This window comes from Vibrio viridaestus (genome assembly GCF_003856525.1).
Lineage (GTDB): Bacteria > Pseudomonadota > Gammaproteobacteria > Enterobacterales > Vibrionaceae > Vibrio > Vibrio viridaestus.
Map to the genome: position 1 here is coordinate 164,543 of NZ_RJVQ01000005.1, position 22,894 is coordinate 187,436.

20 protein-coding genes are annotated in these 22,894 nt (G+C 42.7%); 12 read left to right on the top strand and 8 right to left on the bottom strand.

Translation table 11 applies throughout. The annotated features are described in order from the left end of the window. Positions 1 to 69 precede the first annotated feature (69 nt). Positions 70 to 612: a TetR/AcrR family transcriptional regulator gene (locus EES38_RS13100; RefSeq protein WP_166434263.1), complete on the top strand. Its 543-nt coding sequence runs from the start codon at positions 70 to 72 to the stop codon at positions 610 to 612. 164 nt (positions 613 to 776) lie between these two features. On the opposite strand, the gene EES38_RS13105 is transcribed toward EES38_RS13100, so the two are convergent. Then, positions 777 to 959: a DUF1289 domain-containing protein gene (locus EES38_RS13105; RefSeq protein ID WP_124937659.1), complete on the bottom strand. Its 183-nt coding sequence runs from the start codon at positions 957 to 959 to the stop codon at positions 777 to 779. Between the two features lie 553 nt (positions 960 to 1,512). Here EES38_RS13105 and EES38_RS13110 point away from each other — a divergent pair. The 5 genes from EES38_RS13110 to EES38_RS13130 all read left to right on the top strand — a co-directional run bounded on the left by EES38_RS13110 (position 1,513) and on the right by EES38_RS13130 (position 6,764). Next, a complete protein-coding gene (locus EES38_RS13110; protein ID WP_124937660.1) occupies positions 1,513 to 2,610 on the top strand; it encodes an ABC transporter ATP-binding protein in 1,098 nt (365 codons plus the stop codon). Positions 2,611 to 2,652: 42 nt separating this feature from the next. Continuing rightward, on the top strand, positions 2,653 to 3,705 hold the full coding sequence (locus EES38_RS13115; protein ID WP_208020443.1) for an ABC transporter substrate-binding protein: 1,053 nt from the start codon (positions 2,653 to 2,655) through the stop codon (positions 3,703 to 3,705). A 14-nt stretch (positions 3,706 to 3,719) separates the two neighbouring features. Beyond that, entirely contained in the window at positions 3,720 to 4,958 is a 1,239-nt protein-coding gene (locus EES38_RS13120; protein WP_124937662.1) for an ABC transporter permease, read from the top strand. 3 nt (positions 4,959 to 4,961) lie between these two features. Beyond that, positions 4,962 to 5,813, top strand: coding sequence for an ABC transporter permease (locus EES38_RS13125; RefSeq protein ID WP_124937663.1), 852 nt, complete (start codon positions 4,962 to 4,964; stop codon positions 5,811 to 5,813). 375 nt (positions 5,814 to 6,188) lie between these two features. Further along, positions 6,189 to 6,764: an MSMEG_1061 family FMN-dependent PPOX-type flavoprotein gene (locus EES38_RS13130; RefSeq protein WP_124937664.1), complete on the top strand. Its 576-nt coding sequence runs from the start codon at positions 6,189 to 6,191 to the stop codon at positions 6,762 to 6,764. A gap of 183 nt (positions 6,765 to 6,947) precedes the next feature. On the opposite strand, the gene EES38_RS13135 is transcribed toward EES38_RS13130, so the two are convergent. Both EES38_RS13135 and EES38_RS13140 read right to left on the bottom strand, forming a co-directional pair. After that, complete coding sequence (locus EES38_RS13135; RefSeq protein WP_124937665.1) at positions 6,948 to 7,469, bottom strand: GrpB family protein; 522 nt, start codon at positions 7,467 to 7,469, stop codon at positions 6,948 to 6,950. A gap of 249 nt (positions 7,470 to 7,718) precedes the next feature. Next, the gene (locus EES38_RS13140; RefSeq protein ID WP_124937666.1) at positions 7,719 to 8,171 is read right to left on the bottom strand and encodes a GNAT family N-acetyltransferase; all 453 of its coding nucleotides are present in this window, start codon (positions 8,169 to 8,171) and stop codon (positions 7,719 to 7,721) included. Positions 8,172 to 8,428: 257 nt separating this feature from the next. Here EES38_RS13140 and EES38_RS13145 point away from each other — a divergent pair, with 257 nt between their 5' ends. Beyond that, positions 8,429 to 8,977, top strand: coding sequence for an RBBP9/YdeN family alpha/beta hydrolase (locus EES38_RS13145; RefSeq protein ID WP_124937667.1), 549 nt, complete (start codon positions 8,429 to 8,431; stop codon positions 8,975 to 8,977). A gap of 129 nt (positions 8,978 to 9,106) precedes the next feature. Here EES38_RS13145 and tdh read toward each other — a convergent pair whose 3' ends face one another. The 3 genes from tdh to exaC all read right to left on the bottom strand — a co-directional run bounded on the left by tdh (position 9,107) and on the right by exaC (position 13,181). Beyond that, entirely contained in the window at positions 9,107 to 10,138 is a 1,032-nt protein-coding gene (tdh, locus tag EES38_RS13150; RefSeq protein WP_124937668.1) for an L-threonine 3-dehydrogenase, read from the bottom strand. Positions 10,139 to 10,188: 50 nt separating this feature from the next. Then, positions 10,189 to 11,385, bottom strand: coding sequence for a glycine C-acetyltransferase (locus tag EES38_RS13155; protein WP_124937669.1), 1,197 nt, complete (start codon positions 11,383 to 11,385; stop codon positions 10,189 to 10,191). A 275-nt stretch (positions 11,386 to 11,660) separates the two neighbouring features. After that, entirely contained in the window at positions 11,661 to 13,181 is a 1,521-nt protein-coding gene (gene exaC / locus EES38_RS13160; protein WP_124937670.1) for an acetaldehyde dehydrogenase ExaC, read from the bottom strand. Between the two features lie 242 nt (positions 13,182 to 13,423). On the opposite strand from exaC, the gene EES38_RS13165 reads away from it, so the two are divergent. Next, positions 13,424 to 15,175, top strand: coding sequence for a sigma-54-dependent Fis family transcriptional regulator (locus EES38_RS13165; protein ID WP_124937671.1), 1,752 nt, complete (start codon positions 13,424 to 13,426; stop codon positions 15,173 to 15,175). A gap of 71 nt (positions 15,176 to 15,246) precedes the next feature. Continuing rightward, on the top strand, positions 15,247 to 16,167 hold the full coding sequence (locus tag EES38_RS13170; RefSeq protein WP_124937672.1) for a LysR family transcriptional regulator: 921 nt from the start codon (positions 15,247 to 15,249) through the stop codon (positions 16,165 to 16,167). A 33-nt stretch (positions 16,168 to 16,200) separates the two neighbouring features. Here EES38_RS13170 and EES38_RS13175 read toward each other — a convergent pair whose 3' ends face one another. Next, complete coding sequence (locus tag EES38_RS13175) at positions 16,201 to 16,569, bottom strand: cytochrome b562 (protein ID WP_166434264.1); 369 nt, start codon at positions 16,567 to 16,569, stop codon at positions 16,201 to 16,203. 81 nt (positions 16,570 to 16,650) lie between these two features. Next, a complete protein-coding gene (locus EES38_RS13180; protein ID WP_124937674.1) occupies positions 16,651 to 17,400 on the bottom strand; it encodes a phosphatase in 750 nt (249 codons plus the stop codon). Between the two features lie 130 nt (positions 17,401 to 17,530). Between EES38_RS13180 and EES38_RS13185 the strand changes: the two genes are divergently transcribed. From EES38_RS13185 to pgl, 3 genes are all read left to right on the top strand, one after another. Further along, positions 17,531 to 20,422, top strand: coding sequence for an HD domain-containing phosphohydrolase (locus tag EES38_RS13185; protein WP_124937799.1), 2,892 nt, complete (start codon positions 17,531 to 17,533; stop codon positions 20,420 to 20,422). Positions 20,423 to 20,671: 249 nt separating this feature from the next. Further along, positions 20,672 to 22,174 carry a glucose-6-phosphate dehydrogenase gene (gene zwf, locus EES38_RS13190; protein ID WP_166434275.1) on the top strand — a complete coding sequence of 501 codons (1,503 nt, stop codon included), beginning with the start codon at positions 20,672 to 20,674 and terminating at the stop codon, positions 22,172 to 22,174. Next, positions 22,171 to 22,887, top strand: coding sequence for a 6-phosphogluconolactonase (pgl, locus tag EES38_RS13195; protein WP_124937676.1), 717 nt, complete (start codon positions 22,171 to 22,173; stop codon positions 22,885 to 22,887). The genes zwf and pgl overlap by 4 nt, the downstream gene beginning before the upstream one ends. Positions 22,888 to 22,894: the final 7 nt, after the last annotated feature.

The following is a 22,894-nucleotide window of genomic DNA, read 5'->3' on the forward strand; positions in this document are numbered from 1 at the left end:
GCGCGCTCAATTTTGCAAATAAATACAAAAATGAGTACACTCAATTTTAAATTATGTGAGCGGAGCAACATGGTGCAAACAACGAAACGAGAAAGAACAAAGCAACATATCCTTGAAAAAGCTTGGGCGTTGTTTGAACAGGATGGATATGAGCAAACGACTACTCGGGCAATCGCCCGTGCGGCTAAAGTTTCTGATGGTACCGTATTTAGTCATTTCGCCACTAAAGTCGATCTTCTCAGGGCTGGGATGGAAAAAAAGATAGCGCATATATTTGAGTCTGAAGTAAAACGATTAGAATGCCCCACATATGAGGATCTTTTGCGGCTTTGCCGGGCCTATTACGACTACTACTTTCTTTACCCGGAATTGGGACGAGTATTGCTTAATGACGCTTTATGGCAACTTGATAAATTCGCTCATATCCAAACTCAAATACAACAGATTTTTTCAAATCCGAACGCCAATATAGGTCCACAGCAAGCAGACATCATTTTTGACTGTTACTTGATGACTCTTATCACCCACCTTTCCAATCCACAAAGCAGTGCGGAATCAGCATTTAGTGTTTTAAAAAATAAACTGAGTTACATCATAAACAATGAATCATAAAGTGATCCCGTGAAATGACAGCTTTCTGAGCGAGCCTGTAACCATAAGCCACAGCATTTCACCATAACCGTTTGGCTAGTACCGTGGCCTGCGCATTAACCCTACTGATGGGGCTAATACGCATTTACATAATACTGAAATCTCAATGTAGCCGGACAAAAACCCTAAGACTCATGCTGAATTTGCACCATTCGCTTTTTTAGCTCTTTATTTAAGATATTTGCTGCGTACGGCTTCATCGCCTTCCAAGACTTACATTCTTCGCGAGTCCTACCGCAGCCCAAACACCAACCTTTAGGATGTGAAAAATCACACACATCAATACATGGGCTCTTTTGCTTTTTCATACCAATATATTTTCTCTGCTTATATATAGAGAACTTACTGCAGCTCTTGCAGTACCTGTTCAATACTCGATTCAAGGGTTCGAAGTCGATTGAGCTCTTCAAAAAGGCGTTGCTCTAAATTTTTAAAATTTAAAGGTAATGACCCGACACACAAAAACCTATGAGTAACGCCCTTAATTACAGCCCAAAGAATTATGTTCACCTAATGAGTATCACTAACATAAATGTTATAACATAACAATTATTTGCTTGTTCGTCGAATATCGCTTTCAAAAAGATTAGATCAAAAATTACTCCGTCTATCCCGCATTCCATATCGATATAGAACCAAACACATAAGCAAGTAATATCAATCTATTACAAAAACCCACCTAATTGGTATGGGTCTTGCAGACAACTCATTCACCATATAAATCAGTATTATTTGAACGTTATTTGCACCAAATAAACACAATATTGGTTAATTTCGGTGCTTCGTACTAGAAATGTGATTTATATCGAGACATCTGTCCTCAAAATGGAGAGGACTCGACGATGAGCTAGTGAGGATTAGATGAGCGACACGTGTAATGAAAAATACGTACAATTTAAGAAGGTAAAAAAGAGCTACGATCAGAGCACTTTGGTGGTAAAGGAATTCAACCTGGATATTCGTCAGGGAGAATTCGTCACTCTGCTAGGACCTTCTGGTTCAGGAAAAACAACCTGTCTAATGATGCTAGCAGGATTTGAAGACGTGACAAGCGGTGAAATTCTGGTAGATGGACGACCAATTACCGACGTGGCGCCTTATGATCGAAATATCGGAATGGTATTCCAGCATTACGCTCTTTTCCCTCATATGACTGTGGCAGAAAACCTCGCCTACCCTCTAAAAGTACGCAAGCTACCCGAACAAGAGATTAAGCGACGTGTCAATGATTCATTAGCTTTAATCGAACTCGAACAGTTTGGAAAACGTTATCCTGGTCAGTTGTCTGGAGGTCAAAAACAGAGGGTAGCTCTTGCGCGATCACTCATCTTTGAACCATCCATTGTACTTATGGATGAACCTCTCGGTGCACTAGATAAAAACCTTCGTGAGCAGATGCAATTTGAAATCAAACGTCTGCATGAAAAGATTGGCTTTACGGCTATCTACGTGACTCATGATCAAACTGAAGCACTGACGATGTCAGACAGAATCGCTGTGTTTAATAACGGTGTTGTTCAGCAATGTGCCAGCCCGGATACTTTATATGAAGAGCCTGCGAATGCCTTTGTTGCCGACTTTATCGGCGAGAACAACAATATCCCTGCGTACGTACACGAGAGAAATGGCGACTTCTTTGAGCTAACTCTTGGAGATGAAAGCCGAGTCCGCGCGATTTCTCCCAACAAACTCGAACCTGGTCAGGAATGCATTCTGACTGTTCGTCCAGAAAATCTATTTATTGGTACTCCAACGTCTCACAACGACAACAGCATCAAAGCCAAGTTTATCACTCATCTTTATGTAGGCGACTTTATACGTTACCTATTTGAGCTCGGCGATAAGACTGAGGTAATGGTCAAGGTACTTAATGATCAACAGGCACCAAGCTTCAAACCTGGTGAAATCACAAAGCTAACCTGGTCAGCAACAACAGCACTGGCGTTAGAGAAACCATAAACCAGATTTACAACCCAAACTATCAACATGAAAGGAATCTACATGATCAGTAAAAAATCCCTTGCGCTGCTCCTGGCAGGTGCACTAAGTACAAGTGTTGCAGCTGAACAGTTTACTGCTGTTTCATTTGGTGGCTCTTACGGAGAAACCCAGCAAAAGTACATGCTTGACCCATATATGGCGGAAACCGGCAACAAGATCCTTTTTGAAAACTATTCTGGCGGTGTCGCGGAGCTAAAAGCTCAGGTTGAGAGTGGTAACGTACTTTGGGATGTTATCGATATGGAAGTAATCGACCTTGAGCGTGCTTGTTCAGAAGGTCTGTTAGAACCTTTCCCTATGGATACCTTGCCTGCAGGTGATGATGGTACTCCAGCAGCAAAAGACTTCGCAAAAGAAGCGCTCGCGAATGAATGTGGTGTGGGTAACATCGTATGGACCGTTCTATACGCATACAACAAAGACACTATCAAAGGCGGCAAGCCAATGACAGTGGAAGATCTCTTTGATACTAAGAAATTCCCAGGTAAACGTGCTTTACGTAAGCGTCCTCAGGTGAATATGGAATGGGCTCTTCTAGCCGATGGTGTGCCAAAAGAAAAAGTGTATGAAGTACTTGAAACAGAAGAAGGTCAACAACGAGCGCTAGATAAACTGGCAACAATCAAAGATGACATTGTGTGGTTTGACTCTTGGTCTCAGGCTCCTCAATTGCTAAACGATGGTGGTGCTGTGATGGTTCAGGCAGCAAACGGTCGTATCTTCAACGCTATCAAAGCCGAAGGTAAGCCATTTGAAATGGTTTGGGATGGTCACTTGTACGACTTAGACGTATGGGCCGTGGTTAAAGGCACCAAACACAAGAAAGTAGCACAAGAATTTATCCGTTACGCGACAGGTTCTAAACCGCTATCAGGCATGCCAGACATCGCTTATGGTCCAACAAGACAATCATCATACAAGTATGTTGATAAGAGCGTGATTCCTATGCTGCCATCTTCTCACCTTGATGAAGGTTTGAAAGCTTCTAGTGTTTTCTGGGCCGATTATGGCGAATCACTAGGCGAGAAGTTTAACGAATGGCTACTCAAGTAATCTAGGAGAAAGAAATGTCAGCACATTTAAGTATTGAAGAGATAGCCCACAGTCAGAAACAGTTGAGGCGTAAGAAAATCCGTTTACTGGCGTTTACGCTACCCCTTTTGTGCTTTGTGACGCTGGCATTTCTTGCACCCATTGCAACTATGCTCTACCGAAGTGTCTATCACCCAACGGTTGCACAATTGATTCCACAGACACTCGCAGAAATGAAGCAATGGGATGCATCTAAAAAAACACTCCCTCCAGCTCCAGTATTAGAAGCATTTAGTGTTGAGCTTCAGACTTTGGCGAGTGATCGCAATTCAGGGAAATTGGCTGAAGAACTCAACCGTGCAGTTCCTGGATCATCAAGCCTAATTAAATCCACAGCAAGAAAGCTAAAACGTATTGATACCGCAGAGTTACAAACAGGAGAAGGTAAACAGCTCCTTGCTACACACAAAAAATGGAAAAATCCAGAGATTTGGACAGCGATGAAAAAGCTTGGTGGCGTGTGGACCGAGCGTTATTACCTGACAGCAATGGATCTCGAACGTGATCACGCAGGTAATATCGAAGCTCGTGACACCCAAATCTATCTCAAGCTGTACTGGCGAAGCCTACGAATAGCTCTGACGATAACACTGCTGACTGCCCTACTCGCCTTTCCTCTCTCTTACTATTTGGCGAACACTAGCAGCAGAAAAGCGAACACACTGATGGTCTTCGTACTACTTCCGTTTTGGACGTCATTATTAGTTCGAACCACTTCATGGATAGCGCTTCTGCAAACGAATGGAGTGGTCAACAGTACTCTCCAAAGCATTGGGATAATCGATCAACCGCTGGAGATGCTCTATACCGAATTTGCAACCGTCATCGCTATGACTCATATTCTGTTGCCGTTCATGGTGCTGCCTTTGTACAGCGTCATGAAGAATATCGACCCGAGCTATTTCCGAGCAGCGCTGTCTCTGGGTTCCAAACCCATGCCAGCTTTTTTTAAGATTTATTTTCCGATGACGTTACCGGGCCTAAGTGCCGGTGCGCTTCTAGTATTTATTATTTCGATTGGTTACTACATTACGCCAGCGTTGGTAGGCGGTACCGACGGACAGATGATCAGTAATATTATCGCTTTCCACATGCAGTCCTCTAACAACTGGGAGCTAGCCGCGGCTTTAGGCAGTCTGCTACTGATCCTTATCGTACTGCTATATTGGATTTACGATCGCCTTGTCGGCGTCAATAACATTAAGTTGGGCTAAGATATGTTTCGATTTCCTCGCTACTACTCACCACTACAGAAACTAGGTTCGATCAGTTTATCGGCCACTGCGTATTTGGTATTGGTCTTTTTGATGCTGCCGATACTAATTATTGTCCCGCTGTCCTTCAACGCAGAGCCCTTCTTTACGTTTACCGATGGCATGTTAGCACTGGATCCTGATGCCTATTCGCTTGAGTGGTATCAACAGATATTCGCTGATGACCAATGGATACTGGCTATTAAAAACAGTTTCTTTATTGGTATCTGTGCAACCATTATCGCGACCGTTCTTGGTACATTAGCTGCGATTGGGATGAGTAATTCAGATATGCCATTCCAGCGCGCTATTATGGCGATGTTACTTTCACCAATGATAGTCCCATTGATCATTACCGCGGCGGGTATGTTCTTCTTTTATACTCAATTCAATCTGGCCGGAAGCTATTTAGGGGTTATCATCGCCCACGCAGCGTTGGGGACACCATTTGTAATCATTACGGTTAACGCAGCATTAGCGGGCTTCGATTATTCACTGGTGAACGCATCATTGGGTATGGGGGCCAAACCGACTTACACATTCTTTAAAGTCATCATGCCGCTTATCCGCCCGGGCGTAATATCCGGAGCGCTATTCGCTTTCGTCACCTCCTTTGATGAAGTTATTGTGGTGTTATTCCTAGCCGGGCCGGAACAAAGAACGATTCCACGCCAGATGTTTTCTGGCTTGCGTGAAGAAATCAATCCGACAATCCTAGCGGTTGCAACACTGCTCGTTGTGGTTTCAATGCTACTTCTTCTCACACTGGAATATTTACGCTCTCGTTCAGAGCGCATTCGAATGGGTGAACTGTAGATTTCACAGAGTGAGATCGTCAGAATACTAAACTGGCACAACGCATTGTAATAACAAGCGCTTCAAAAGAAGCGCTTTTTTTATAATGCTTCGTAACCGCAATAAATAGTGCGTCTGGTAAAGTCAGAAAAGGTAATATGGGCAGAGAGTCTGGATACTTATTACTATTACGCTTGCGCCTTCACATTACGTCGATGTTAGTTGATAAAATCGAGATAACTAACTCGATCTCATAATTTGGGGAAAGCCGATATCCGTTTTATTGGCTTTATTTGACTCCCGCCATCAGTTATATGATGATAATGAGAACTAATTTCAATAAAATCCTATATAACTTACGCAACATGTTAATGGATAGCCAAAGTAAAGTATCAAATGACTCAAATAACGACATTAGAAGAATTGAGAGAGCTGTATAACAACCCTCACCCGTTAGCAGTGGCAAAAGACATCAAACACTTAGATAAGCATGCTCGTACTTTCATCAAAAACAGCCGATTATTTTTTCTTTCTTCAACGAATCAAGATGGCTTTTTGGATCTCTCGCCACGTGGTGGCGACGCGGGTTTCGTCAAAGTGCTGGACGATAAAACGTTGGCATTTCCCGACAGCTCAGGTAACAATCGTTTAGATACCCTAACCAACATCATCACCAATCCACAAGTTGGCTTGTTGTTTATTGTGCCCGGCATAGAAGATATTGTGCGTATTAGGGGTACCGCATCCATCCACAATGACGACGAACTCAGAGAGCATTGTCTAGACGGAAAGACAAAACCAAAGTCAGTGATTAAAGTAACGGTTGACTCGCTACTTTTCCATTGTCCCAAAGCGTTAATGAAGTCTAAGATCTGGAATAATGAATCGTTTATAGAGCGAGACTTCTTGCCTTCGCTACTTAAAATCATTCAAGAGCAGCAAGTAGAAAAAGAACAGCGCGGAGACAATTGATTAATGAACCGGCGGTCTTAATCACGCTAATCAAGATGTTATCTTGTCACATAACCGGAGGTTTTGATTAAAGTGCTTTTATAGCGGTATTCTAAAGTGAAATAGGACAGAACCTTCTGAGCAAGTATGACGTAATACAATCAATTCAGATACAAAAAAGTATCTTGTAACCTTGGATATTTGTTAAGTAAATCTCCAGCGGAGTGCGTTTGCTTCGTGTTCTTTGATAAAACTGTCTTTGTGGTTGCAATACAGATTAATGTCATTATCACAAATTGCAGCACCTTCTCGCTTTAAATTGCCATATAACGCCGCAATTTCTGGGAATGCATTTAAATAATCCCGGAAAGCAATATGCCTTTTTGCATCTGGAGAACCCACTATAAACGCATGAACTTGGTGACTTCGTTGTATACCACCTTTTTGGAAATAACGTCTACCAGTTATGCCAGACTCACCTTTCACCTTGTATCCAAGTGACTCCATAAGATTATTTTCGTTATCTAGCTCTTCTAAAGAGTTTACTTCTATGAGTATATCGATGACTGGTTTCGCACAAAGATCTTTGACTGAAGTACTGCCAATATGATGAATGTCCACCACATTATGTAGATTCAAGACAGACTGTAGCAGCCTTCTCTCTTGATTAAATTCATCAATCCATACATGTCTATAATCTACTACCTCGATTACTCTCGAACTCATTATTCCCCCATTTACCTAACACTTTATATACGGCTTTTAGCCACCTTTCATATAATTATGCAACCTTTTAATATAAGTTCATTTTATAGTCAATAGGCTAGTAAAGTTACCGGATGTTAGACTGCATAATTCCTAATGATTATTAAAATACTGATTTCCAAACTATTTCGAATAACTTTGGGTAGGTGAAAGAACTAGGAAATAAGTGGGCAAGAACTTTTGCTCTGAATTATTTTGGGCAAAGGTGAGTTAAAGCGGATTATTTGACTCGACACTGGCTTTTACAAACATTTCCATTTTAATCAATCCATCAGATTCACCTAAATCTCGAAAGCCAAATGTCTTGTAGAGATTTAAAGCTAGATTTTCACTGAAAACGAGTAGTCTAAGTCGGCTTAACGAGCGTGACTTTGCTTTCTCTAACGCGTATCTCAAACATGATAAGCCAATACCAAGATTTTGGTACTTTGGTGAGATTTGAATATCTCGGATATAAAGAGCATTGTCATCACTCGAAAATCTGATTATGCCGACCCATGCTCCCTGATACTTCACATCAAAGCTCTCAAACTGAGACCAATTTTCTTCGTATTTTTTCTGATCCCAAATGATATTTCTTACCTGATAATATAGGCGCATATTTAATCTTGTGAGTTCTGATGCTAACTCTATTGAATTCGATTTTTCAATTTCAACTTCCACAAAGTTCCTCTTAGATTCAGCAGCACATTAGATTAGATTCGCAGACCAAATTGTCTTCACCTTGTCGCATTACTAAAATTTGGTCAAGAGATACTCAGATACAATCAGTTCGAAGAACCTATGAAACATACAAAGGGGCCGAAATAATTTACATCCGTAGTATCAAACTGCTGAACCCCATTAGTTAAATATGCTAATCGCAGGTAGAGTATTATGGTTAGTCAATTGATAACAAATATAGGGAGAGATAAGTCTTCATGGATACGACTATTGTTTTAGTGCCAGGTTACACAAATTCGGGTCCTGATCATTGGCAAAGCATTATCGAGCGAAATTATAGTAATACTGTGAGAGTTCAACAGAAAGATTGGTTAGTCCCAAATCGTATCGAATGGATCGAAGCCTTAAATTCAACTATCTCCAACATATCTGGCAATGTATTACTTGTTGGGCATAGCTGCGGTTCAGTAACGATAGCTCAATGGGCATCAACCTATTCATCAGATAAAGTTATTGGCGCACTTCTCGTCGCTCCTGCAGATGTTGATGCTCCATCAGCTATACCTCCAATCTGTGTTCAACGTCCACTTCCACTGCTTCCGCTGTCCTTTCCTAGCATTCTTGTATGCAGTGATAATGATGAACACCTTTCCCTTTCCAGAGCACAGTTTCTGGCGACTACTTGGAACAGTGAAATCGTGATAATTCCTGGAGCTGGTCACATCCATACAGATGCAGGATATGGGTATTGGTACGAAGGCGAGAGAATGATTGAAAAGTTGCTTGGATATAGCTGGTTAAAGTGAACTTAATTTTTACTCACTACACATTGGAAAAGTCGAGTTAGTAAACCATAAACGCTATTGGAAAATAATTTGAACCTGTCTATTCGGAAATCCATAATAAAAAACGCTCCTTTCGGAGCGTCTTAAATGTTATTCCCAATCCAGAATAACTTTCCCAGAAGCTCCGCTACGCATGGTGTCGAAGCCTTTTTGAAAATCATCAATATTGAAATGATGAGTGATAATTGGTGTCAGATCTAAACCAGATTGAATCAGGCTTGCCATCTTGTACCAAGTTTCGAACATTTCTCGGCCGTAGATACCTTTAATGACTAAACCTTTAAAGATAACTTTGTTCCAGTCGATAGCCATGTCCGATGGTGGAATACCTAACAGAGCAATACGGCCGCCGTGGTTCATGGTATCGAGCATTGAGGTGAAAGCCGCAGGAACACCTGACATTTCCAGACCAACGTCAAACCCTTCCGTCATGTTAAGTTCCGCCATGACATCTTTTAGATTTTCTTGAGCAACGTTAACTGCGCGGGTCACCCCCATTTTTCTGGCGAGATCCAAACGGTATTCGTTTACGTCAGTAATCACAACATGACGAGCGCCAACATGTTTAGCGACTGCTGCAGCCATGATGCCAATCGGGCCGGCTCCGGTAATTAACACGTCTTCACCAACAAGATCAAAAGACAAAGCAGTATGAACGGCATTACCGAACGGGTCGAAAATAGATGCCAGATCATCAGATATTTCAGCGGGGATCTTAAACGCATTGTATGCAGGAATAACTAAATACTCAGCAAAGGCACCCGTACGATTTACACCTACACCAATCGTATTTCGGCAAAGGTGTGTACGACCGCCTCGGCAGTTACGACAATGTCCACAAGTGATATGACCTTCACCAGAAACACGGTCTCCGACTTCAAAGCCTCGAACGTCATGACCAACTTCTACAACTTCACCCACATATTCATGTCCCACAACCATAGGAACCGGAATCGTCTTTTGCGACCATTCATCCCAGTTGTAGATATGTACATCAGTACCACAAATAGCAGTTTTCTTAATCTTAATTAAAAGATCGTTATGGCCAATCTTTGGCATTTCCACATCAGTAAGCCAAATTCCTTCCTCTGGTTTTAGCTTGGATAATGCTTTAATTTTCATATATTTCTCGAGAAATTGAACACTTAATATATTGTTGGTTCATACGCTATTTAAGCGATGATGCCCATATCTTTGCCGACTTCGATAAAGACATCGATAGCGCGATCGAGCTCTTCACGACTGTGTGCCGCAGACATTTGCGTACGGATACGAGCCTGCCCTTTTGGAACAACTGGGAAAGAAAAACCGATCACGTAAACACCTTTTTCTAAAGCGCGTTCTGCAAATTCAGCGGCAACTTTGGCATCGCCAAGCATGATTGGAATAATGGCATGATCAGCGCCAGCGAGAGTAAAACCGGCTTCACTCATACGAGTACGGAAATGCGCTACGTTTGCCCAAAGCTGATCGCGCAACGAACCGCTTTCAGCCAATAGATCGATAACACGAATTGACGCTGAAACGATAGCCGGCGCTACAGAGTTAGAAAATAGGTATGGACGAGAACGTTGGCGTAACCAGTCGATCACTTCTTTTTTACCAGATGTATAACCACCAGACGCCCCCCCCATCGCTTTACCAAGCGTACCAGTGATGATATCGATACGATCGATCACATTATGATATTCGTGAGTACCACGACCATTCTCACCCATAAATCCAACGGCGTGTGAATCATCGACTACAACAAGGGCGTCGTATTTTTCCGCCAAATCACAAATTGCAGGTAGGTCAGCTACGATACCATCCATTGAAAATACACCATCAGTGACGATCAATTTATGGCGTGCTCCTGCGGTGTCGGCAGCAATCAGCTGTTCTTCTAGCTCTTGCATATTGTTGTTCGCATAACGGAAACGCATGGCTTTACACAGGCGAACACCATCAATAATCGATGCATGGTTTAGGGAATCTGAGATGATTGCATCTTCTTTGTCTAAAATGGTCTCAAATAAACCAGCATTGGCATCAAAACATGAGGTGTAAAGAATCGTGTCTTCTTTACCAAGAAAGGTCGATAGCTTTTGTTCAAGCACTTTGTGGGAATCTTGCGTACCACAGATAAAACGCACCGATGCCATACCAAAACCATGCTCATCCATACCTTGTTGCGCGGCTTTAATCAGTTCTGGATGATTTGCTAATCCGAGGTAGTTGTTGGCGCAAAAGTTAAGTACTTTCTCACCGGAGGCAATATCGACTTCACCTTTTTGTGCTGATGTAATGATACGTTCAGACTTGTACAAGCCCTCTTCTTTCACATCTTCTATTTGCTTCTGAATGTGTTGATAAAATGCTGATGCCATAATTGTGAATCCCTTTTATGTTCTGTCTCAGTGATACTCTGTCTTGACGGTATTTACACTGTAAACATGGTTATTCTAATAAGTGTAATCTATGTATTAGAAAGCGATTATCCCTATGGCAGGAAAATCATTAATGAATCTATTTCACAAATAATCGAAATTATAGAGTGACTGTTTGACCGATATGAAAAAGGCGCTCCGCGAGATGAGCGCCAAAAGTGTCGTAGACACTACCCACGCCTCAACATAAGGCGTGAAGAGGGAGGAAGGAAGTATCAGAAGAACCCTAATGGATTAACGCTATAACTCACTAACATGTTTTTGGTGTTTTGATAGTGGCCGAGCATCATCTTGTGTGTCTCTCTACCGATACCTGATTTCTTGTAACCACCGAACGCTGCGTGCGCCGGATAAGCATGATAACAGTTGACCCAAACTCGCCCAGCTTCAATATTTCGCGCCATTCTGTACGCTAAATTTTGATCGCGAGTCCAAACTCCGGCTCCGAGGCCATATTCCGTGTCATTGGCAATTTCGAGAGCTTCAGCTTCATCTTTGAATGTTGTGATGGCGATAACCGGACCAAAAATCTCTTCCTGGAATACGCGCATCTTGTTGTTACCTTTAAACATGGTGGGCTGAATGTAATACCCCTGCTCTATGTCACCTGCCTGTGGTGCAGAATTACCACCGAGTAGGACTTGAGCGCCTTCGTCTTTGCCCACCTGCAAGTAGCTAAGAATCTTATCAAACTGCTCTTGCGATGCCTGAGCTCCCACCTGAGTATCGGTATCCAGTGGGTTCCCCTGTTTGATCGATTGTGCTTTCTCAACCACCTTAGCGATAAACTTGTCGTAGATGGATTCCTGAATCAGAACTCGAGATGGACACGTACACACCTCACCCTGGTTGAAGAAGCCAAGCAGAATTCCTTCAACGCACTTATCAAGATATTCATCTTCATAGTTGAAGATGTCTGCAAAATAGATATTCGGAGATTTACCGCCCAACTCAACAGTCGATGGAATGAGGTTATCTGCTGCACATTTCAGAATATGGTTACCAACCGATGTCGAGCCAGTGAAGGCTAGTTTGGCAATACGATTACTGGTCGCCAGCGCCTGACCTGCTTCGTTACCATAACCGTTTACCACATTGATAACACCCGCAGGGATAAGGTCACCTATCTTTTCCATCAAGACCAATATGGAGACAGGTGTTTGTTCAGCTGGTTTCATCACAACGCAGCAGCCAGCAGCCAACGCTGGTGCTAACTTCCACGCTGCCATCAACATTGGAAAGTTCCAAGGAATAATTTGCCCTACCACACCGATAGGTTCAGGGAAATGGTAACTTGCTGTGGTCGCATCCAATTCAGCAGCCGAACCTTCCTGAGCTCGGATACAACCAGCGAAATAACGGAAATGATCGACTACCAAAGGTAGGTCAGCAGCCAGCGTTTCACGCACAGGCTTACCATTTTCCCACGTTTCTGCAACAGCCAATTCTTCAAGATGCTGTTCAATTCGATCGGCGATTTTAAGTAGAATATTGCTTCTTTCCGTTACGCTGGTTGCCGCCCATGATGCGCGGACTTTGTGCGCTGCATCCAGTGCTAAGCTAATATCTTTTTCGTTTGATCTTGCTACCTGACAATACATTTTCCCGTTGACTGGCGAAACGTTATCGAAGTATTCACCGTCCACGGGTTTCACCCATTCTCCGCCAATAAAATTATCGTAGTGCGAGCGGAACGTTACTACTGAGTCTTTTGAACCTGGTTGAGCATATAACATATTCGTCGTCCTTTTGTTTTACGTTTTGGCTGTGTTACAAGGGTGGATGTGTCCCCACCTATTATTCTCTGTTGTGCAAATCACAGACCAACACACCCAAACTTGTTGTTAAATAAATGTAACACTATGATTAACAAAAGTTTAAAAACCACAAAATAATCAAAACTCATTGATTAATAAGAAAATTCATTGTTCAAGTGTCACATTTTGACACACCAATACTGTTACAGAATGGGACATATATGCTGCTATCACCTCCATCAAAAGACTGGTTAATGACTTCCTGGGGACGAAGTCATCAAGCAGGATTGGAACAAAAAACAAGCCCTGAACATCGACGGCTTGAATTGGCACAATTAAGCGCTAGAAAAGAGAAAGCCGAAATATTGATTCATGCTGTCGAGAAATGCGCTCTTCCCTTGTTCAATCAGGTATTTTTGCACTGTGATAGCCGACTTATACTGACAGACCATGAGGGCGTTATCCTCACTAGCTGGGGACTGCCTAGGTTTAAGGAAAAGCTAAATGAAATTGCGCTTTCTTCTGGAAGTTTCTGGACTGAAGAGATCAAAGGGACCAACGCCATAGGAACAGCGCTGATTGAACAACGAGCCGTCACGATCATTGGCGATGAACACTACATCCACCAGCATCAATTCATCAGTTGTTCAGCATCGCCTATCTTCGACCATAGCGGTCAACTACTCGGCATTCTTGATATAACTAGCGAACAACATCAACATGATCTATCAACGCAAATGCTCGTGCAAAATATGGTACAGCTGGTTGAAAATCATCTGCTCAACCATATTCCATCAAGTACAACGCGTATTCATTTAGCGCTTGATGAAACGTTGTTAAAAACCGGCTGGCAAGGCGTCGTAATCGCCGATGATGACGGTAGAATTATTGCCAGCAACCACATTGCAAATCAATTACTGCACCAATCTAGCGTCGTAGGCTTGTCTATCGAAATGATCTATGAAGACAACCAAAGTCATCTTGTCTTTGAGGAGTATTGTTTAAAGAATAAACGTCGTTCAGTAAGTAGCAAACAACCGATTTTTCACGAATCGAGCCAATTACACTACGGCGATCAACAAATCGAACGCGCCTGGCAACAGGCTCAAAAGCTCATCAATAATGATATTCCTATCTTAATACTTGGTGAAACGGGTGTTGGTAAAAACGAATTCGTAAAAGCACTGCATCAACAAAGCGTACGTAATCAAAACCCTCTTGTTACGGTCAACTGTGGAGCGATTCCAAAAGATCTAATCGAGTCGGAACTGTTTGGTTATGAAGCTGGCGCATTTACCGGAGCAAGCAGCAAAGGGTTTAAAGGAAAAATTCGTCAGGCTGATAAAGGCATTTTATTTCTTGATGAGATTGCTGACATGCCACTTGATGCCCAGTGTCGTCTCTTACACGTACTGCAGGACAAGACCGTCGTTCCGGTCGGCTCTGCTCAGCCGGAACAAATTGATATTCAGGTCATTGCAGCCACCCATAAAGATTTGCCAAGCCTAGTCGAGCAAGGCGTGTTCCGACAGGATTTATATTATCGTTTGAACGGGCTTGTGGTCTCTCTGCCATCACTCAAAGACAGGCAGGATAAACAAACATTGATTGCGCAGATCCACGCAAAATATCGTCTTAAATCACAAACGCTATCACCTGAGCTATTAGACGCTCTCTGCCAGTATTCTTGGCCGGGAAATATCCGTGAGCTCGACAATATGATGAAAGTCTCCTGCTTACTGGCCAGTGATGAACCGGAACTGTACTTGCACCATGTACCTGGCCACCTAGTCAAAGAAATCCACCAGCATCGCAGTACCCGTGATGTAAATGATCTCCAGACCACCATTGAGCATGAGCTTGAGAAAACGTACCGGGAAACGGGAGGGAACATCAGTAAAATGGCTCGATTACTTGGTATTAGCAGAAACACGATTTATCGGAAGTTAAAAGTTCTCGGTATTCATAGCTAGTGCAAAAGAAGTTGCTAATAGAATTGGGATTTGCGAAAGTGTCGCCGGATTCCTATTGAGACCAAAACCTTATGCTGCAAACCAAACTCATTAGCTTACTTCCCGACCTTGCTACCTTCATTTTGATCGTGCAGGAAGGCAGTTTTACTGCAGCAGCCAAAAAACTCGATATTACGCCTTCGGCGCTTAGCAAACTGATTACTCGACTGGAAAAGTCGCTCGGGGTAAAACTGTTTGAGAGAACGACCCGCAGCTTAGTCATCACACAAGCGGGACAACGTGTTTACGAGCAAAGCGTTATTATGGTAAACGCCGCGCAACAAGCTATAGAGATGTCCACCGCCGACCATTTGGAGCCTGTTGGATCAATTACGGTTTCGGCACCAGAAGCGTTTCTGTTTTCTGTATTACAGCCCTTTGTGATTCCTTTCTTAAAACAGTACCCCGACATCCAGTTAAAGCTCAGAGCGGTTGACGGCAATATCGATCTTATCAAGGAAAACATCGATATCGCATTCCTCCTAACAGATAAACCCGATGAAAAACTGGTACTGAAGGAAATCTGCACCACCCATCTGGTCCTGTGTGCAAGTCCCAACTATTTAGAACAGCGAGGAATCCCAGACCATCCTAATGACTTGCAGCAACATGATTGTCTGTATCTTGCTGAGACATCGCGCGATAACACATGGACATTTCAGCAAGGCGATGCTCTATTTTCTGTCGAAGTGTCTGGACGATATGCTCTAAATCACTCTCAGATGAGACTTAATGGGGTAAAAAGTGGGTTAGGTATTGGGATTTTTCACGACTTTGTCGTTAAAGACGCGCTTGAAAAAGGTGAGGTGGTCAGAGTATTAGAGCCTTGGACGATTCGCAGTAACTATCACGGAGCAATCGTCATGCAATACGCTCAGACTCAATTTATGCCCAATAGAATTCGGGTTTTCTTGGATTTTATGAGTGATAAACTAAAAGAGCGCTTTTCGTAAGCGCCCTTCAATTCAATTTACTTTTAACGTAAGTTACTTGAGTTTTTTGTGAAACTCTTTACGCACATCGTCCACAGAACGCATGTCTTCCTTCGCTTGTTTAAGATCGCCTTTATCCAGAGACATTTCAACTTTATCGAGTGCAGCAGCAAGTTTATCGAAGCCTTGTTCGAAAGTTGGCGCTTCTTTTGCTGGATAATCGCCTTTCTTGGCTTCAGCTACAAGGTGATCGAATTTCATGATGGCAGACTTCATTTCATCGACAGATTTCGCATCTGCCGCTGCTTTGAATTCTGTTTTGAATCCTTTCATGAGTTTTTCGAGATCATCGTGCCCATGACTATCGGCAAATGCGTTGGTAGATAGCAATACCGCGCCAATCAGTAACAATGCTCTTTTCATAATGCTTCCTTTTGATTCTATTGAATTATTGTAATACCTAGCGAAAAGCATAGTCGACTTATGCCAGAATAAAAGTCAATTTTAGGTAAAATGGCGTACAAACTCATCGATAGGCGTTCTTCCTCTTATTGCTAGAAAATCCAGAAATCTAGCAGCGCTGCTGGTAATAACCTGTTCAGGTTTGACGCCCACTTTATCGAGTAATGTTTTAGCATGGTCGAATTTACCAATCGAGTCACAAAAGTGCGAGTCAGTACCAGTCGTAATGTACGCACCATACTGCTTCGCAATTTCTATAATCGCATAGCATCGGTCAACACTTCCCACTCGGCTGTGGCCTAGTAAAGTACTGTTATTCACTTCCACCGCAACATTGTATTGTGCAGCGACTTTGATAACCGCTTCAAAATCAAAATCAAAATTAGGATTGCCCAGATGGCCAAGTGCATCGATCTTGCCATTGCGAATGACGTTAATTAACGCCGTCGTATGCTCTTGCTTCGTTGAAGGTCTGAATACGGGCTCATGAAAACTACTGATCACCCAATCCAGATGTTTAAGCGCGTCATAAGGTAAATCAATATCACCATCGGTATTGAGGAGATTCGCTTCGCAGCCGCGAATGATTGCTACGCCATCGAGAAATCTTGGCAGAATCTTTTGATTCGCGAAGAACCAGTAGTGAGGCGCTCCCGGCATGCTATCTGCGTGATCCGTTGTGCATAGGATGGATAACCCCTGTTCTTTTGCTGCCCGCGCATTTTCTATAATCGTACTATATGCGTGACCACTGGCATACGTATGTGTATGAGTGTCAACAACCAAATGCATTCTGTTTCCTCCGTCACTGATTGAATAAAAGTTCCACACCCTCTCAGGTTAGATACTATCCTCTATTTATTGAGAAAAAGTAAAGCTGGTGAACTTTGCTTACGACTGAATAATGACGCAGGGACATTGGATGAAAATACGCCGCTATTCGCTAAGTATCCACGTTGGCACTTTGTTTATTTTACTAACCGCAATTTTTGGCTCAGTTCTCATCTATATCAGCTATCACCATGCCCACCAATTACTGACCAAAACGGCAAAAGAGCTGAGTGTAGAAAACAGCCATCATATCGAAAATAAGTTCAAACAGACTGCGGCACCCATTTTTACGACTCTAGACTTAATATCATACAGCAGTTTAGTTGATGGCAGAACATCAGCTCTTGATAATCGCTCATGGCTCGCCTCCATGACCGTAGTATTTAAGAAACACCCTCACTTGGTCGCACTTTACTTTGCCAATGATGCTGGCGACTTCACCATCATTCGTCCCCTGCTTACCGATGAGGAAAAAGCGCATTTTAAAGCGCCAGACGATGCAATACTGCTGATCAATGAAACCCGTATTGATGGTCGAGATGACCATATTTTTGTCGATGAGAGTTACCAGGAAATTGCTCGAATCGAGCGAGGCAACAATCAATTTGACCCGAGAGTTCGGCCTTGGTTTAAAAGCGCTCTTTCAGATGGTGAATTACGCCTAACCGAACCCTATCTATTTTACTTTCTTAAAACGACCGGCATTACATTATCCAGACGCTCTGACAACAATAAGTACGTTGTCGCAGCTGACTTTACACTGGCATCTCTATCAGAGTCATTTTCTGGAATGGGTTTTTCTCGAAATACAAAAATGGTTTTGTTCGATCAACAGTTTAATGTACTTGGAGAGAAAGACACCAAGATCACGCCAATGATGTCAAAAGAAGAACAGGAGAAAGTATTAGAAACGACCGTATTTAAACCCATGCTCAACCGCGTAAGCAGTCAAACGCTCTACGACTCAGTTGACTATAATGGTGAAGAGTGGTCGCTGACGCTCACCCCAGTCACGTTAGGCAAGCAAGTTAGCCTGATTTTGGCAGAAGCGACACCAACGAAGGATATTCTTTCCGATCTACTTTCTCTGAGAAATAAACAAGTGACTACCGCCATTGGTTTACTGGTCATTTGTTTTCTGATTGTCTTACTCGTCGCACGAAAAATAGCCAGCCCACTAAGAACTTTAATTACGTTATCGGAAAATATCGCCCGCTTTGATTTTAAAAAGACGCGATATCCCAAAACAATCATCAAAGAAGTTTCCAATTTGACCAGCTCTCTCCAACTGATGGAGCATACTCTGCATGACTTACTGATGCTGTTAAGAAAGACCGCCGAAAATACCGATTTCAATGAACTCGCTAAAACCATAACTCACCAGAGTTATTTAGTTACTCGTGCCGAAACTATTCTCATCTATGTTTTTGATGACAAAGAACAACAGTTTAATACCGCAGCGAATCATGCGATTATTCCGTTCAAAATCGATATTAATGAGCTAATCAAAACCCCGTGGCTCAAATCTGACCTGATGCGGGGGATAACCGTTCACATCAATAAAAACGACAATATCGTGCAGAAATTTCGCGATGAGCTGTACAACTCAGATATTTACCTGTTTCCATTGCTCGATAAGCAGCAACAGCTCGTAGGTATACTTAACCTTAGCTACGAGCGCAGCATAACTCCAGCCCAATCAGACAAGCATGCTTTCCTTGAAGAGTTGTTAAGTTTTGCCCAGCTCGCTAAAGAAAATATTGACAAAATACAGCAACACAAAGACATGATGAATGCCTTTGTCGAGCTGATCGCCTCAGCGATTGACACCAAATCACCTTATACAGGTAGCCATTGTCAACGAGTTCCTAAGCTTGCGACCTGGCTAACACAGGCAGCCGATCAGGATAATGTTTATTATCCCAAGTTCAAAATGACATCGGCTCAATGGGAAGAGTTAAAACTGGCTTCCTGGCTTCATGACTGTGGTAAAGTCACCACCCCTGAATACGTGATAGATAAAGCGACAAAACTGGAAACGATATACGACCGTATCCACGAAGTGCGCATGCGTTTTGAAGTACTCAAAAAACAAAATGAAGTTGAGTTCTGGAGAAGTATCAGTGAGGGAGGTGATGAAAATACGCTCAAACAAGAATTGGCAGACAAACAAAGCACCCTGGATGAAGAGTTCCAATTTGTCGCGAAATGCAATCTAGGCAGCGAAAGAATGAGCCCACAGGATATCGAACGATTATCTCAGATTGCCAAACGAACCTGGACTCGAACCTTAAACAATCAATTAGGCTTGTCTTGGACTGAGCTAAATCGATTTATCGGTCACACAGATCTGCCAGTTGAAGAACCACTCATCTCCGACAGACCCGAACATTTAGTACGCTGGGAAGATGGCAGAAAGCCACAAGATACGTGGCAAGAACCCTTTACGTTGATGCCTGGTGATGTCCTATACAATCGAGGAGAGCTTTACAATCTTTCCGTTACTCAGGGAACACTGACGAAAGAAGAACGATTCATCATCAACGATCATATCGTTCAGACAATATCGATGCTGAAAAAGCTGCCTTACCCACCTCATCTAAGAGATATTCCAGACATAGCAGGCAGTCATCATGAACGAATGGATGGCAGAGGCTATCCGCGTTCTTTGGCTGCGAGCGAATTGTCAGTCCAAGCCCGAAGCATGGCAATTGCAGACGTATTTGAAGCTCTGACCTCAAAGGATCGCCCATATAAGAAAGCCAAATCGCTTAGCGAGGCGATTAATATCATGACCTTTATGGCGACCAGTGGTCATCTTGACCCTAAACTGTACTTACTGTTTTTAGAAAAAGAGATTTACATCGACTACGCTAAAGAATTTCTTGATGAGCAACAAATTGACAACATAGACAAGGAAACGCATATTAGGGACACAAAGGCCTATATAAAACAACAAATTCATAACGATTCTCACTCATAAGTCAAAAATACATTCAATTATGTTGCTCAAGATTTGACTAATAGAGTCATCCTTTTCAGATCAATAGTTGATGTAAATCATTTTGTGATAGACAATACTCACTAGCACTCTGTTTATAATCGACCTGTTATGGCTTTATAAGAAAATTGGCTTGCCCTATTACAACGATAGAAAAGACCGATTTTCTCTCTTTGCAGTGTACTGTTACCTTTGGCATAAGCTAACTACCTCGTTTCTAAGGGAAAGATGATGGTAATACCAGAAAATAGTAGCATCGTAATTTTTGGTGCTTCCGGCGATCTTACTTACCGAAAGCTCGTTCCTGCTTTATATCACTTATACGCAAATAACCAACTTCCAGAATCCTTCGCCATCCTTGGTGTCAGTCGTACCGAATACAGCGATGAAAGTTATCGTGAGAAATTAAAAAAATCGATGATTGAACTCGAAGAAACGGTTCCGGAAACTTTGGATGCGTTTTGTAAGCATTTGCACTATCAAGCGTTAAATACTGCAGAAGTAGAAGACTACAGCAAGTTAACATCAAGACTCGACGATCTTGCTCAGCAATATCAGTTCGAGCAACGCAATACCCTGTTCTACCTGGCAACACCACCAAGCCTTTATGGCGTTATCCCAGGTTGTTTGGCCGCTCACGGTCTTAACAACGAAGATGACGGTTGGAAACGCCTGATTATTGAAAAACCATTCGGCTACGATCTGGAGTCTGCACAGTCTCTGGATATTGAAATCCACAAACACTTCAAAGAACATCAGATTTATCGTATTGACCACTACCTGGGCAAAGAAACGGTACAAAACCTGTTGGTGTTCCGTTTTGCTAATGGCATGTTCGAGCCGTTGTGGAATCGTAACTTCATCGACTACATCGAAATCACTGGTGCGGAATTCCTAGGGGTAGAAGAGCGCGGCGGTTATTACGACAATAGTGGTGCAGTTCGAGACATGTTCCAGAACCACTTGTTGCAAGTACTTGCGATGGTAACGATGGAACCGCCTGCGGCGATTAACTCGAATTCCATTCGTAACGAAGTGAATAAAGTTCTTCAGAGTTTACAACCCTTATCGGATGAAGACCTGAAAGACAATCTCGTTTTGGGTCAGTACACCGAATCCGAAGTTCGCGGTAAGTTCCTGAAAAGCTACCGAGATGAGAAAGGCGTGGCCGAAGATTCACGCACAGAAACCTACGTTGCGCTGAAGATGTTTATCAACAACTGGCGCTGGAATGGTGTTCCATTCTACGTTCGTTCTGGTAAGCGCTTACCAACTCGTGTTACTGAAGTGGTTATTCACTTCAAACGCACGCCGCACCCGGTCTTTGGTAAGAACGCACCCGAAAACAAACTTATCATCCGGATTCAACCTGATGAAGGTATTTTGATGAGCTTTGGCCTGAAAGAGCCAGGCGCTGGCTTTAAGGCAAAAGAAGTGTCAATGGATTTCCATTACGCTTCGCTTGAAGAAACCAAAATGCTGACCGCCTATGAGCGTCTTCTTCTCGACTCGCTCAACGGTGATGCCACTCTGTTTGCCAGAACAGATGCAGTGGAAGCGTGCTGGCGATTTGTTCAGCCTATTCTGGATTACAAACAGGATCCTCAGTCTCTCTATGGTTATGCTTGTGGCACTTGGGGGCCAAAAGAAGCCGATGACTTATTACAAAAAGACGGTAGAGATTGGCGATTCCCTTGTAAGAATTTAACCAATACGGATTATTGCGAATTATGATTAATCATAAAATTTTTGAAACGGCAGCGGATGTTGTCGATTCTTTAGCAAACGACTTAAAAAGCTATAGTTTACAAGACAAGCCTGTACACATTTCTCTATCTGGTGGCAGCACACCAAAAATGTTGTTTCAACGTTTGGCAAAAGCTCCATACGCTACTGAAATTAAATGGGAAAATCTGCATTTTTGGTGGGGTGATGAGCGCTGTGTAGCGCCAACAGATGCTGAGAGTAACTTCGGTGAAGCTAATGCTCTGTTGTTTAGTCAGATTGCTATCCCTGCAGAGAATATTCACCGTATTCTGGGTGAAAACGATCCTCAACAAGAAGCGGCTCGTTTTGCCAAAGAAATGGTAGATACACTACCTTTAGAAGACGGTACTCCTGTTTTTGACTGGATTCTGCTTGGTGTTGGACCAGATGGTCATACAGCATCATTATTCCCGGGAAAAACAGACTATAGCGACAACAACCTTGCTGTTGTTGCCACTCATCCAGAATCTGGACAATTCCGTGTTTCTAAAACAGCAAAAGTTTTAGAGGCCGCTAAACGAATCAGCTACCTTGTTCTAGGTGCCGGTAAACAAGAGATTGTGCAAGAGATTCACACAACGCCAGCAGAAGAACTACCATATCCTGCCGCTAAGATCGCCTCAACAAAAGGTGAGACTGAATGGTATCTGGATCAAGATGCAGCGAAAAAAATTGCTTGAGGAGAAT

What these genes read in the sequence shown, in the direction of transcription:
- EES38_RS13100 (WP_166434263.1), top strand. Translation starts at nt 70, where the DNA reads ATGGTGCAAACAACGAAACGAGAAAGAACAAAGCAACATATCCTTGAA.
- EES38_RS13105 (WP_124937659.1), bottom strand. Translation starts at nt 959, where the DNA reads ATGAAAAAGCAAAAGAGCCCATGTATTGATGTGTGTGATTTTTCACAT.
- EES38_RS13110 (WP_124937660.1), top strand. Translation starts at nt 1,513, where the DNA reads ATGAGCGACACGTGTAATGAAAAATACGTACAATTTAAGAAGGTAAAA.
- EES38_RS13115 (WP_208020443.1), top strand. Translation starts at nt 2,653, where the DNA reads ATGATCAGTAAAAAATCCCTTGCGCTGCTCCTGGCAGGTGCACTAAGT.
- EES38_RS13120 (WP_124937662.1), top strand. Translation starts at nt 3,720, where the DNA reads ATGTCAGCACATTTAAGTATTGAAGAGATAGCCCACAGTCAGAAACAG.
- EES38_RS13125 (WP_124937663.1), top strand. Translation starts at nt 4,962, where the DNA reads ATGTTTCGATTTCCTCGCTACTACTCACCACTACAGAAACTAGGTTCG.
- EES38_RS13130 (WP_124937664.1), top strand. Translation starts at nt 6,189, where the DNA reads ATGACTCAAATAACGACATTAGAAGAATTGAGAGAGCTGTATAACAAC.
- EES38_RS13135 (WP_124937665.1), bottom strand. Translation starts at nt 7,469, where the DNA reads ATGAGTTCGAGAGTAATCGAGGTAGTAGATTATAGACATGTATGGATT.
- EES38_RS13145 (WP_124937667.1), top strand. Translation starts at nt 8,429, where the DNA reads ATGGATACGACTATTGTTTTAGTGCCAGGTTACACAAATTCGGGTCCT.
- tdh (WP_124937668.1), bottom strand. Translation starts at nt 10,138, where the DNA reads ATGAAAATTAAAGCATTATCCAAGCTAAAACCAGAGGAAGGAATTTGG.
- EES38_RS13155 (WP_124937669.1), bottom strand. Translation starts at nt 11,385, where the DNA reads ATGGCATCAGCATTTTATCAACACATTCAGAAGCAAATAGAAGATGTG.
- exaC (WP_124937670.1), bottom strand. Translation starts at nt 13,181, where the DNA reads ATGTTATATGCTCAACCAGGTTCAAAAGACTCAGTAGTAACGTTCCGC.
- EES38_RS13165 (WP_124937671.1), top strand. Translation starts at nt 13,424, where the DNA reads ATGCTGCTATCACCTCCATCAAAAGACTGGTTAATGACTTCCTGGGGA.
- EES38_RS13170 (WP_124937672.1), top strand. Translation starts at nt 15,247, where the DNA reads ATGCTGCAAACCAAACTCATTAGCTTACTTCCCGACCTTGCTACCTTC.
- EES38_RS13175 (WP_166434264.1), bottom strand. Translation starts at nt 16,569, where the DNA reads ATGAAAAGAGCATTGTTACTGATTGGCGCGGTATTGCTATCTACCAAC.
- EES38_RS13180 (WP_124937674.1), bottom strand. Translation starts at nt 17,400, where the DNA reads ATGCATTTGGTTGTTGACACTCATACACATACGTATGCCAGTGGTCAC.
- EES38_RS13185 (WP_124937799.1), top strand. Translation starts at nt 17,531, where the DNA reads ATGAAAATACGCCGCTATTCGCTAAGTATCCACGTTGGCACTTTGTTT.
- zwf (WP_166434275.1), top strand. Translation starts at nt 20,672, where the DNA reads ATGGTAATACCAGAAAATAGTAGCATCGTAATTTTTGGTGCTTCCGGC.
- pgl (WP_124937676.1), top strand. Translation starts at nt 22,171, where the DNA reads ATGATTAATCATAAAATTTTTGAAACGGCAGCGGATGTTGTCGATTCT.